The 11244-nt window shown below is 75.9% G+C and carries 11 protein-coding genes; 3 read left to right on the top strand and 8 right to left on the bottom strand.

Translation table 11 applies throughout. From position 1 onward, the window contains the following. Nucleotides 1–15: 15 nt before the first annotated feature. Nucleotides 16–1749 carry a cytochrome c biogenesis protein ResB gene (gene resB, locus GMA12_RS03525; RefSeq protein WP_240898568.1) on the top strand — a complete coding sequence of 578 codons (1734 nt, stop codon included), beginning with the start codon at nucleotides 16–18 and terminating at the stop codon, nucleotides 1747–1749. Between the two features lie 13 nt (nucleotides 1750–1762). Beyond that, nucleotides 1763–2833 (top strand): c-type cytochrome biogenesis protein CcsB, encoded by a 1071-nt coding sequence (gene ccsB / locus GMA12_RS03530; RefSeq protein WP_156267192.1) that lies wholly within the window; start codon nucleotides 1763–1765, stop codon nucleotides 2831–2833. A 76-nt stretch (nucleotides 2834–2909) separates the two neighbouring features. On the opposite strand, the gene GMA12_RS03535 is transcribed toward ccsB, so the two are convergent. The 5 genes from GMA12_RS03535 to GMA12_RS03555 form a co-directional block, all read right to left on the bottom strand. Then, nucleotides 2910–4265 carry an FtsX-like permease family protein gene (locus tag GMA12_RS03535; RefSeq protein WP_156267194.1) on the bottom strand — a complete coding sequence of 452 codons (1356 nt, stop codon included), beginning with the start codon at nucleotides 4263–4265 and terminating at the stop codon, nucleotides 2910–2912. After that, on the bottom strand, nucleotides 4262–5002 hold the full coding sequence (locus GMA12_RS03540) for an ABC transporter ATP-binding protein (RefSeq protein WP_156267196.1): 741 nt from the start codon (nucleotides 5000–5002) through the stop codon (nucleotides 4262–4264). The genes GMA12_RS03535 and GMA12_RS03540 overlap by 4 nt, the downstream gene beginning before the upstream one ends. Nucleotides 5003–5096: 94 nt before the next feature. Beyond that, on the bottom strand, nucleotides 5097–5834 hold the full coding sequence (locus GMA12_RS03545; RefSeq protein WP_370830110.1) for a response regulator: 738 nt from the start codon (nucleotides 5832–5834) through the stop codon (nucleotides 5097–5099). A 2-nt stretch (nucleotides 5835–5836) separates the two neighbouring features. After that, nucleotides 5837–7057: a sensor histidine kinase gene (locus tag GMA12_RS03550; protein ID WP_156267198.1), complete on the bottom strand. Its 1221-nt coding sequence runs from the start codon at nucleotides 7055–7057 to the stop codon at nucleotides 5837–5839. A 50-nt stretch (nucleotides 7058–7107) separates the two neighbouring features. Continuing rightward, nucleotides 7108–7578, bottom strand: coding sequence for a PLDc N-terminal domain-containing protein (locus GMA12_RS03555; protein WP_156267200.1), 471 nt, complete (start codon nucleotides 7576–7578; stop codon nucleotides 7108–7110). 81 nt (nucleotides 7579–7659) lie between these two features. Here GMA12_RS03555 and GMA12_RS03560 point away from each other — a divergent pair, with 81 nt between their 5' ends. Continuing rightward, nucleotides 7660–7947 (top strand): DUF4229 domain-containing protein, encoded by a 288-nt coding sequence (locus tag GMA12_RS03560; protein WP_162459429.1) that lies wholly within the window; start codon nucleotides 7660–7662, stop codon nucleotides 7945–7947. A 15-nt stretch (nucleotides 7948–7962) separates the two neighbouring features. Here GMA12_RS03560 and GMA12_RS03565 read toward each other — a convergent pair whose 3' ends face one another. The 3 genes from GMA12_RS03565 to GMA12_RS03575 all read right to left on the bottom strand — a co-directional run bounded on the left by GMA12_RS03565 (nucleotide 7963) and on the right by GMA12_RS03575 (nucleotide 11185). Continuing rightward, nucleotides 7963–8844: a 1,4-dihydroxy-2-naphthoate polyprenyltransferase gene (locus GMA12_RS03565; protein ID WP_162459430.1), complete on the bottom strand. Its 882-nt coding sequence runs from the start codon at nucleotides 8842–8844 to the stop codon at nucleotides 7963–7965. 122 nt (nucleotides 8845–8966) lie between these two features. Beyond that, nucleotides 8967–10118 (bottom strand): AMP-binding protein, encoded by a 1152-nt coding sequence (locus tag GMA12_RS03570; RefSeq protein WP_156267202.1) that lies wholly within the window; start codon nucleotides 10116–10118, stop codon nucleotides 8967–8969. 89 nt (nucleotides 10119–10207) lie between these two features. Then, nucleotides 10208–11185, bottom strand: coding sequence for a 1,4-dihydroxy-2-naphthoyl-CoA synthase (locus GMA12_RS03575; RefSeq protein WP_162459431.1), 978 nt, complete (start codon nucleotides 11183–11185; stop codon nucleotides 10208–10210). Between the last annotated feature and the right edge of the window lie 59 nt (nucleotides 11186–11244).

Raw genomic sequence — 11244 nt, forward strand, 5'->3', positions numbered from 1 at the left:
CACAGAAAGACCGGCATGAGCACACCAGCGCCTCCCTCGTCGGGTCCCGCGACCACGGAGCCGCCCCGCGGGCGCTCCTCCGACACCGAGCTCCCCGCCCTCGGGCCCCGCGGCATGGCCCGGTGGGCGTGGACGCAGCTCACGAAGATGAACACCGCCCTGTTCCTCCTCCTGCTGCTGGCCGTCGCGGCGGTGCCCGGCTCGATCTTCCCGCAGCGGATCCAGGACCCGGCGGCCGTGCAGGACTACCTGGACAACAACCCGGTCCTGGGGGAGTGGCTGGACCGGCTGCAGTTCTTCGACGTGTTCTCCTCGGCCTGGTTCTCCGCCGTCTACATCCTGCTGTTCGTCTCCCTCGTGGGCTGCGTGCTGCCGCGCGCGGCCAAGCACTGGCGGGCCTGGCGGGCCGAGCCCCCGCGCACCCCGCGGCGGCTGGAGCGGCTGCCCGAGCACCGTGCGCTGACGCTCGGGGGCCGCGACGGCGCCGAGGCCCCCGCCCCCGACGACGTCGTCGCCGACGCGGCCCGGCTGCTGAGGAAGCGCGGCTACCGGGTCGCGGTGCGGGACACCGGCTCGGGCACCCCCTCGGTCGCCGCCGAGCGCGGGATGTGGAAGGAGGTCGGCAACATCGTCTTCCACCTGGCGCTGCTGGGCGTGCTGGTCTCCGTGGCCGTCGGGTCCCTGTTCGGCTACAAGGGCCAGCGGGTGGTCGTGGAGGGCGAGTCCTTCGTCAACACCCTCATCGGCTACGACTCCTTCACCCCCGGCACCAACTACGACGCCGACTGGCTGGAGCCGTTCTCGGTCCGGCTCGACCGCTTCGAGGCCGAGTTCAACCGGGACACCACCAACCCGCGCAACTACGGGGCGCCGCTGGACTTCACCGCCGAGGTCACCGTGCAGGACGAGCCCGGCGCCGAGCCGCGGGAGGAGGTGCTGAAGGTCAACCAGCCGCTGAACGTGAACGGCGTGAAGAGCTACCTCGTGGGCAACGGCTACGCCCCGGTGATCCGGGTGACCGACGGCAACGGGGACGTCGCCTTCGAGGGCCCCGTGGTGACCGTCCCCTCCGACGGCGTGTACACCTCCTCGCTGGTGCTCAAGGTCCCGGACGCCCGCCCCGACCAGCTCGGCTTCGTGGGGCTGCTCCTGCCCACCGCCGTCGGCGGGGAGGGGGAGATGCCCCGCTCGGTGGACCCGGGCCTGGCCAACCCCCGGCTGATCCTCTCCGCCTACCACGGCGACCTGGGCCTGGACACCGGCGCCCCGCAGAACGTGTACGTGCTCGACGTCGAGCAGCTCACCGAGCTCAACGCCATGACCAACGAGAACGGCGCGATCACCCTCGACGCCGCGAACCCCGTGCACGAGCTGCCCGACGGCAAGGGCACCGTGGAGTTCCTCGACGTGAAGCGCTACGTGGGCCTGGACGTCCACTACGACCCCGGCAAGACGGGCGCCCTGGTCTCCTTCGTGCTGGCCTTCACGGGCCTGCTGATGTCCCTGTTCATCTCCCGCCGCCGCGTCTGGGTGCGGGCGGCGCGGGGCACGGACGAGGACGGCCGGGCCTGCACGGTGCTCGAGTACGGCCTGCTGGCCCGCGGCGAGGACCCCCGGCTCGCGGCCGAGGCCGAGCGGCTGGGCGAGCTGTGGACCGGGCAGTGGGAGTCCGCCGGCGTGCGCGACCGGGAGACCGCGGGGCCCGCCCCCGCCCGGGCCGGCTCCGAGCCGGCGTCCGGGAACGAGTGAGAGGATGAACGGCATGACCGTCAACGAGACCCTCGGCGCCTGGAGCGAGCTGTTCATGCTCCTGGCCGCCATGACCTACCTGGTCAGCTTCGTCGCCTTCGCGTGGGACATGGCCGCCCACTCCAAGGCCCTGCGCGGCACGGCCGGGACCGAGGAGCGCGAGCTCGTCGCCGCCGCGGCCCGGGCGGGCGCGCTGGACGCCGCCGAGCCCGCCGACGCGCGGGCCGGGCACGGGGCGGGCCACCGCGGCCGCGGCTACCGCACGGGCGCCCGGTCCGCGCTGGCCGGGCACGTGGCGGACGAGCAGATGCGCTACACCGGGGAGCGCCGTCCCGCCGCACGCGTGGCCGTGGCCGTCATGGTCCTCGCGTTCCTGGTCCACGCCGCCGCCGTGGTGAGCCGGACGTTCGCGGCGGGCCGGGTGCCCTGGGGCAACATGTACGAGTTCTGCACCACGGGCGCCCTCGTCGTCGCCGGGGTCTACCTGCTGGCCCTGCTCGCCCGGGACCTGCGCTTCGTGGGGACCCTCGTCTCCGGGCTCGTGGTGATCATGCTCTGCGCGGCGACGATCGGCTTCCCCACGCCCGTGGGCCCGCTGCAGCCGGCCCTGCAGTCCTGGTGGCTGGTCATCCACGTGTCCATCGCGGTGGCGGCCTCGGGCGTGTTCACCATCACCTTCGCCATGGCCGTGCTGCAGCTGCTGCAGGCCCGGCGCGAGCGGGCGATCCTGGCCGGGCAGGCCCCCGGCATGGACTTCCTGCGGATGGTCCCGTCCGCCCAGGCGCTGGAGAACCTCTCCTTCCGGCTCAACGCGGTGGGCTTCGCCTTCTGGACCTTCACCCTCGCCGCCGGGGCCATCTGGGCCGAGCAGGCGTGGGGCCGGTACTGGGGCTGGGACACCAAGGAGGTGTGGACGTTCGTGATCTGGGTGGTCTACGCCGCCTACATGCACGCCCGCGCCACCCGCGGCTGGACCGGCACCCGCTCGGCGTGGCTGTCGATCGCCGGGTACCTGTGCATCATCTTCAACTTCACGGTGGTCAACACGCTCTTCGCCGGCCTGCACTCCTACGCCGGCGTCTGAGCCGCCCGGCACGCCCGGCTCCCCGCGGCCCGCACCGGCACGAGCGCCGGTGCGGGCCGCGGTCCTCCCGGGGCGCTCAGCCCGCCGCGCGGGCGGGAGCCCGGGCCACGGCGGCCAGCACGGGCCGGGTGAGCTCCAGGCCGGCGCGCACCAGCAGCGCCCCGGCCGCCACGGAGCCGAGCATCAGCGCGAAGGTGCCCGGGGCCAGCACGGCCGCGGGCCCGGCCATGGGGGCGGCCAGCAGCAGCCCCGCCGCCCCGGCCACGGCCACCACCAGCAGCAGCGGCTGCATCACCGTGCGCACGCGCGCGGAGTGCAGCGTGCGCGTGTCCGCGCCGAGGGCGTGCAGGCCCGCGTAGAGCTCCTTCCGGTCGTGGATCAGGGCGGCCTGGGCGATCACCGCCGAGACGGCCACTATCAGGAACGAGATGCCCAGCGTGAGCAGGATGCCCGTGCCCACGTCCTGGACCAGCCAGACCTCCTCCTCGGTCATCGGAGCCGTCCCCGCCCCGCCGGGCCCGGCCCCGACCAGGGCGGCGCCGGAGCCCGCGAAGGTGGCCGTGAAGGCGGTCAGGGCCACCCCGGAGACCTGCGACCAGGCCTGCCGGGGGTCCTCCAGCACGCCGCGGGCGGCCAGCAGCTGCTCGGGGCTGCCCGCGCACCGCACCCGGCGCCGTGCCTGGGCGCCGACCAGCCACACCCCCACGAGATGCAGCACGAGGGCGCCGCCGGCGATCGCGGCCGCGCTCAGGGCGACCATCACCGCCACGGAGGGGGCCACGGTCTGCCCGGCCACCGCCGCGACCAGGGCCGCCGAGAACAGCGCCCCGCCCACGAGCAGCCGGACGGCACGCACCCGCGGGGCGTCGCGGCGCACCCGCACCGCCAGCGGGCCGACCGTGAGGCGGCGCACGCCCACGGCGGCGCTGCCGAGGGCGAGGACCAGCACCCCGGCGAGCAGGCCCGCCAGCAGCGGACCCGGGGGCAGCAGCGCGCGCCAGCCCAGGGGCGAGCCGCGGAACGGGACGAGCCCGAGCGGCAGGGCGAGCAGCGGTGCCGCCACGGCGCCGAGCAGCACCCCGGCGCCGGCGAGCAGCAGCGGCTCGAGCAGCGCCAGCCCGGTCACCGTGCCGCGGGAGGCGCCCAGGAGGGACAGGGTGGACAGCCGGTCGTCCCGCCGCCGCGCGGAGAGCCGGGCGGCGGCAGCGCCCAGGGAGAGGAACGGGACCAGCAGCAGGGCCACGGCCACGAGGGCGAGCGCCCGGTAGAGCACCGCCGACTCGCCCTCCGTGCGGAAGAAGGCGGCGGTGCCGCCGCCGACCACCACCAGCAGCGCCGTGGGCGCGGCGAAGGCCGCGACGGTCAGCAGGCCGGGGGCGGAGAGGAACGCGGACCGGGTGACGAACAGGGGCAGCAGGCGCGGCAGCGTCATCGGAGGGCACCTGCCGTCCCCGCCGGCGTGCGGCCGGCGGCCGCGGAGTCCTCGACCACGCGGCCGTCGCGCATCCGGACCACCCGGGCGCACCGGGCGGCCACGGTCTCGTCGTGGGTGACCACCACCAGGGTGGTGCCGGCGCCGGAGGTCGCGGCCAGCAGCAGGGACATCACCTCCTCGGAGGTCCGCGAGTCGAGGGCTCCTGTGGGCTCGTCGGCGAAGGTCACGGACGGCCGGTTCACCTGGGACCGGGCGATGGCCACGCGCTGGGCCTGCCCGCCCGAGAGCTGCCCGATGCGGCGATCGCCCAGCCCGTGCAGGCCCAGCCGCCCCAGCAGCTCGGTGCTCGACCGCTCGGCCTCCCGCCGGGACGTGCCGGCGAGCATCGCAGCCACCGCCACGTTCTCGAGCGCGGTCAGCTCGGGCAGCAGCAGGCCCTGCTGGAACACGAAGCCGAGGTGGGACCGGCGCAGGACCGCGCGCTGGTCCTCGGAGGCGGCCGAGAGGGTCACCGGACCGCCCGGGACGTCCAGGGTCACGCCGCCGCGGTCGGGCACGACGATGCCCGCCAGGCAGTGCAGCAGGGTGGTCTTGCCGCAGCCGGAGGCGCCCATGACCGCCACGGACTCCCCGTGGTGGACGGTCAGGGTGACGCCGTCGAGGGCCGTGGCGGCCCCGTAGGCCTGGTGCAGGCGGTGGGCGTGCAGAGCGGGGGGAGCGGTGGGGGTGATCATGCTGCCAGGCTCTCCCGGCGGGCCTGGCGGGCGCATCGGAGCCCGGCATGATTCCGGGCCGGGGCGTCTCATCCCCGGGCATGAGAACCGGCGCTCAGCCCATCAGCCCCGACTCGTAGGCGAGGACCACGGCCTGCACCCGGTCCCGGACGCCCAGCTTGGCCAGGACGTGGGAGACGTGGGTCTTGACGGTCGCCTCGGAGAGGAACAGCTCGCCCATGATCTCCCCGTTGGACAGGCCCCGGGCCATCAGCAGGAAGACCTCGTGCTCGCGGGCGGTGAGGGTCGCGATCGCCGCGGCGTGGGGCCGGGGCGCGGTGGTGTCCCCGGCGGACCCGGCCGCGGGCTCCTCCACGAAGTGGCCGATCAGTCGCCGGGTGGTGGACGGGGCGATCACGGCGTCCCCGCGGTGGACGGTGCGCACGGCGGCGAGCAGCTCCTCCGGCAGCGCGTCCTTGAGCAGGAAGCCGCTGGCGCCGGCCCGCAGCGCGTCCAGGGCGTACTCGTCGAGGTCGAAGGTGGTCAGCACCACGATCCGCACGTCCGTGCCGTGGCGGGCCAGGATCTGCCGGGTGGCGGCGATCCCGTCGAGCACCGGCATCCGGACGTCCATCAGGACCACGTCCGGTCCCGCCCCGGCTCGCCGCAGGCGCTCCACGGCCCGCACGGCGTCGGCGCCGTCCCCGCTCTCGGCGACCACCTCGAGATCGGGCTGGGAGTCGAGCAGCATGCGGAAGCCGCCGCGCACGAGCTGCTGGTCGTCGACGATGAGCACCCGCACGGGCTCGGGCACGGATCCGGGCGCAGGGGTGGTCGCGGGGAAGAGGGACACGGTCAGCGCTCCTGGTGGGGGACGGAGAACCGGACGCGGAAGCCGTCCGGAGGGCAGGGCCCGGCCGAGACCGTGCCCGCGTAGAGGTCGGCGCGCTCGCGCATCCCGCGCAGCCCGTTGCCCGGGGCCGGGACGCTGCCGGGCGGGGCCGTGACGCCGTCGTTGTGCACGGACCCGGTGAGCCCCTCGCGGGTCCACCGCAGCTCCGCGGTCACCGTGCGCAGCCCCGGCGCGTGGCGCAGGGCGTTGGTGAGGGCCTCCTGGACGATCCGGTAGACCGCCAGCTCGGCGCCGGAGGGCAGCCGGCCGGGCTCGGGCTCCCCGTGCACCCGCAGCCGCACGTCGGCGCCGGCGCCCCGGCAGCCTGCCACGAGGGCGGGCAGGTCCGCCAGACCGGGCAGCGGCGCGAGCTCGCCCCCGTCGTCGGTGCGCAGCACCCCGAGCAGGCGGCGCATCTGGGCCAGCGAGGACCGGCCCGTCGCCGCGATCGTGGCCAGCGCCGCCGAGGCCGTCTCCGGGGCGGGGGCGCCCCCGGCCGAGGCGACGGCGTAGCGGGCGCCGTCGGCCTGGGCGATGATCACGGACAGGGAGTGCGCCACGACGTCGTGCATCTCGCGCGCGATGCGGGTGCGCTCGTCCTGGGCGGCGAGCCGCCGCTCCTGGTCCCGCTCGCGCTCCAGCCGCCGGGCCCGCTCCAGGAGCTCGCGGTCCCGGAGCAGGCTGAGCCGGCGCCACCCGCGGAAGGCGAAGGCCGCGAGCACCACCACGGCGGCGCCGCCGCTGACGGACAGCCACATCAGCCCGCGCTCCCACCAGCTCACCGGGTCCGCGCCGCCGAAGGTCGCCCGGGCCAGGTGGTGACCGAAGAGCACGGCGCCGAGCACGCCCGCGGCCAGCAGGGCCCGCCGCCCGCGCACGCCGCCGTGCGCGGAGACCGAGTACACGGCCCAGGGCACCGCCCACAGGGCCGGATAGGGCACCGCCTGCAGGACCAGGGCCAGCAGCAGGGCCGCGGCCACCGCGGCGGCCGCGGCCGTGGGGCGGGTGCGGCGCCAGCACAGCGGGACGGTGGCGGCGAGGGACAGGAGCCAGACCGGGGCGGCTCCGGCCGGCGCCTCGGCGCTGAGGGAGAGGGTGAGCAGGGCCGCGGGCAGCACCCACAGCGCGTCGGCGCGCGCGGGGTGGCGCCGGGCGGCGCTGTGCAGGCGGGGGATCACGGACATGGTGCCCCGAGTCTAGGGCCGTCCTCGGCCGCCGCCCCCGGACGGGGGTGTCAGTCGCGCGGCGGCCGGTTCTTGCCGGGGGAGTCGTCGGAGGCGTCGTCGGCGCGGCCGGCCGAGGAGCCGCCCGGGGACCCGCCCGGGGAGCCGCTCCCGGGCCCGTCCTGACCGGGGCGCCCGCCGGCGGCGCCGCCACCGCGGCGCAGCTCCTCCTCCCACCGGCGCAGCTTCTCGGCCTGCTCCTGCTGCCGGCGGCGCTCCTCGAGGTTGCGCAGGAACTGGGGGTCGTCGTCCGGGCCCTTCCCGCGCGCGGGGGCGGAGGAGTCCGCGGTGCCCCGGGGGCGGCCCAGGAACAGCCACAGGAGGGCGCCGAGCAGCGGGAGGAGGACGATCACCGCGATCCAGCCCCCCTTGCGGAGTCCGCGCATGGCGGCGCTGTCGGTCCGGGCGCACTCGATGAGGGAGTACACGATGACGCCCACCGCCAGTGCGGCCGCGCCGATGATGAGGATGGCTCTGCCCATGCCGACAATCGTAGGGGAGTTGCCTGGGCGCAAGCTCTGCGCCCGGGGAGATCTTCCAGGTCGGCTCGGTAGACTGGCGGGGTGAACTTCCTGAAGTACTCCCTGCTCCGCTTCGGCCTCCTCGTGCTGGTCTTCCTGCTCAGCATGTGGCTGGGCGTGGGGCTGATCCTGTCCGGGATCGCCGCCGTGGCGGCGTCCTTCGCGGTCTCCTACCTGTTCTTCCCGCGCCTGCACACGGCCGCGGGGGAGGAGCTGCGCCGGTGGGTCGCCCGCTCCCCGCGGCCCCGCAGCCGGGTGGCGCTCGAGGACCAGGAGGTCGAGGACGCCTACGTGGACCGGAAGCTGCGCGAGGACGGGCGCGAGGTCTGAGCGCTCAGCGGGGGCTCACAGCCACTGCTGCAGCAGCACCGCCAGGGAGAACAGCACGGCCCACCCCACGTTGAGCACCCCGCACTGCTTCAGCACGGGGATGAGCTGGCGGCGGTCCTGCACCCGCAGGACCGTGGCCACCGGCGGCAGCGCCAGCGGCACGAGCAGTAGCACGACGAGCATCCACGGGTTGCCGGGCACCAGGAACAGCACCAGCGCGAGCGCCACGGCGATCTCGGCGGCGAACACCACCCGGGCCAGCGGATCGCCCAGCCGCACGGCCAGCGTCCGCTTGCCGACCTCCCGGTCCCCGGGCAGGTCCCGGATGTTGTTGGCCATCAGCAGGGCGGTGGCGATCAGGCCGGTGGACAGGGCCGCGACCCACGCCTCGGGGTTGAGGGCGCCGGCCTGCGTGAGCGTGGTGCCGAGCACGGCCACGAGCCCGAAGTAGACGAACACGAACACGTCGCCGAGCCCCCGGTACCCGTACGGGGTCCTCCCGCCGGTGTAGCCCCAGGCGGCGAGCACCGCGGAGAGCCCCACGGGGATGAACCACCACTGGCGGCTGAGCACCACCAGGGCCGCGCCGGCGAGCGCGCCCAGGCCGAAGCACAGCAGCGCCGCCGCCTTCACCTGCCCGGGGGCCGCGACCCCGGAGCCGGTCAGCCGCAGCGGGCCGACCCGCACGTCGTCGGTGCCCTTGATGCCGTCGGAGTAGTCGTTGGCGTAGTTCACGCCGATCTGCAGGAACAGGGCCACCAGCAGGGCGAGGACCGCCCGGACGAGGTCGAAGGAGTGCAGGGCCTGGGCCGCGGCGGAGCCGGCCACGACCGGGGCCACGGCCATGGGCAGCGTCCGGAGCCGGGCTCCCTCGATCCACTGGGCTGGCGTGGCCACGGGCTACCTCCGTCAAGATGCGTCTCGCGCGGCCGCGATGCGTTGCGCGCGTGGTGGGGGACCGCGGCGGGGCCCCGGGCCGCCCACCATTGTGTCACGGTCCCGGGCGGGGCCCGCCCGGCTCAGGCGAGCAGGCGGGCCACCGCCGCGCGGTCCGGCTTGCCGGTGGGCAGCATCGGCAGCTCCTGCGGCCAGGCCCAGCGGCGGGGCACGGCGGCGCTCCCGTGCTCGGCGCGCACCGCCTCCGCGAGCTCGGCGCGCAGCCGGGCCCGGTCGGTGCCCGCGGCCGCGACCACGGCGGCGCCCACCGCCTGGCCCCACTCGGGATCGGGCACGCCCAGCACGAGGGCCTGGCGCACGGCCGGGTGCCGGTCCAGCACGGCGGTGACCCGCCCCGCGGAGACCTTCACCCCGCCGGTGTTCAGGACGTCGTCGACCCGCCCGTGCACCGTGAGCACCCCGTCCGGGGAGAGCTCCCCGAGGTCGTCCGTGCGGTACCAGCGGGTCCCCGCGGCCTCGTGGAAGTGCCGCGCGGTCTGCTGCGGGTCCCCGGCGTAGCCCGCGGCGACCACGGCCCCGCCCAGCCAGATCCGCCCGGGCCCCGGCGCGGACGGGGTGCCGGGCCGCCCGCCGTCCTGCTCGACGTGCACGGAGACCCCGTCCAGGGCCACGCCGTCGTAGACGCAGCCCCCGCACGTCTCGGACATCCCGTAGGTGCTGATCACGCGCAGGTCCGCCTCCCGCGCGGCCGCGAGCAGCCGCGGGGAGGCCGCCGAGCCGCCCAGCAGGACCGCGGAGAAGCTCTTCAGGGCAGAGACGGCGTCCCCGTTGCGGACCCCGGACTCCGGTTCGAGGATCCGCTGCAGCTGGGTGGGGACCAGGGAGGTGAAGCGCACCGGGTCCTCCAGCCGCGCGGCGGCCGCCGCGAAGGCCTCCGGGGTGAAGCGGGCGGCGGGGTCCAGCACCACGGGGTCCGTCCCGGCGTAGAGCGAGCGGACCAGGACCTGGAGCCCGGCGACGTAGTGGACGGGCAGGGCCAGCAGCCACTGGCCCACCGCGCCCGTGCGCACCGCGGTGGCCATGGAGGACGCGGCGAGGGCGTCCCGGGTGAGCACCGTGCGCTTGGCGCGGCCGGTGGACCCGGAGGTGCGCACCACGACGGCGGGCCCCGGTCGCCCGAGGGCCCGGGTCAGCGGGGACAGCAGCCGCAGGGGGTCGCCGGCCACGGGGCCGTCGAGGACCACGGCGTCGTCGGGAACGATCAGCTCGGCCATCGCGGCCCTCCTCCTCGTGCTGCCGCCCGCTTCCCGGGCGGGACGGTCCCGGGACGTCCCGGCCGGGACCGCGGCCTGGAAATCGCGGCCTAGAAGTAGTACGGGAAGCCGGACCAGTCCGGGTCCCGCTTGCCCAGGAACGCGTCCCGGCCCTCGACGGCCTCGTCGGTCATGTACGCCATCCGGGTCGCCTCCCCGGCGAAGACCTGCTGGCCGACCATGCCGTCGTCGGGCAGGTTGAACGCGAACTTCAGCATCCGGATCGCCTGCGGGGACTGGGCGGCCACGTCCCGGGCGGCGGCGACCGCCGCGTCCTCCAGCTGCGCGTGCGGGACGACCTCGTTGACGGCGCCCATCTCGAGCATCCGCTGGGCATCGTACTCGCGGGCGAGGAAGAAGATCTCCCGGGCGAACTTCTGCCCCACCTGGCGGGCGAGCAGGGCCGAGCCGTAGCCGGCGTCGAAGGAGCCCACCGTGGCGTCGGTCTGCTTGAAGCGGGCGTGCTCGCGGGAGGCGATCGTGAGGTCGCAGACCACGTGCAGGGAGTGGCCTCCGCCGGCGGCCCAGCCGGGCACCGCGGCGATCACCACCTTGGGCATCGTGCGGATCAGCCGCTGCACCTCCAGGATGTGCAGCCGCCCCGCGCGGGCCGGGTCGATGGACTCGGCGGTCTCGCCCCCGGCGTAGCGGTAGCCGTCGCGGCCGCGGATGCGCTGGTCCCCGCCGGAGCAGAACGCCCAGCCGCCGTCCTTGGCGGAGGGGCCGTTGCCGGTGAGGACCACGGCGCCCACGTCGGAGCTCATCCGGGCGTGGTCGAGGGCGCGGTACAGCTCGTCCACGGTGCCGGGGCGGAAGGCGTTGCGGACCTCCGGGCGGTGGAAGGCGATCCGCACCCACGGCAGGTCGCGCAGCACGGCGCCGTCGCCGTCCCGCTCCACGCCGCGGTGGTAGGTGAGGTCCCGGAGGTCCTCGAAGCCCTCGACCGTGCGCCACTGCGCCGGGTCGAAGAGCTCGGAGACCCGCTCGGGGAGGTGGCTGCCGGCAGGGGTCGAGGTCGCATCGGTCACGGGTCCGAGTCTACGGGGCCTTCCCCGCCGGTCTCGAGGCGGGCCCCCGGACCCGCCGG

This window comes from Kocuria sediminis, assembly GCF_009735315.1.
GTDB classification, from domain to species: Bacteria; Actinomycetota; Actinomycetes; order Actinomycetales; family Micrococcaceae; genus Kocuria; species Kocuria turfanensis.

What these genes read in the sequence shown, in the direction of transcription:
- GMA12_RS03555 (WP_156267200.1), bottom strand. Translation starts at nt 7,578, where the DNA reads ATGGGCAGAGCCATCCTCATCATCGGCGCGGCCGCACTGGCGGTGGGC.
- GMA12_RS03570 (WP_156267202.1), bottom strand. Translation starts at nt 10,118, where the DNA reads ATGGCCGAGCTGATCGTTCCCGACGACGCCGTGGTCCTCGACGGCCCC.
- resB (WP_240898568.1), top strand. Translation starts at nt 16, where the DNA reads ATGAGCACACCAGCGCCTCCCTCGTCGGGTCCCGCGACCACGGAGCCG.
- GMA12_RS03550 (WP_156267198.1), bottom strand. Translation starts at nt 7,057, where the DNA reads ATGTCCGTGATCCCCCGCCTGCACAGCGCCGCCCGGCGCCACCCCGCG.
- ccsB (WP_156267192.1), top strand. Translation starts at nt 1,763, where the DNA reads ATGACCGTCAACGAGACCCTCGGCGCCTGGAGCGAGCTGTTCATGCTC.
- GMA12_RS03535 (WP_156267194.1), bottom strand. Translation starts at nt 4,265, where the DNA reads ATGACGCTGCCGCGCCTGCTGCCCCTGTTCGTCACCCGGTCCGCGTTC.
- GMA12_RS03540 (WP_156267196.1), bottom strand. Translation starts at nt 5,002, where the DNA reads ATGATCACCCCCACCGCTCCCCCCGCTCTGCACGCCCACCGCCTGCAC.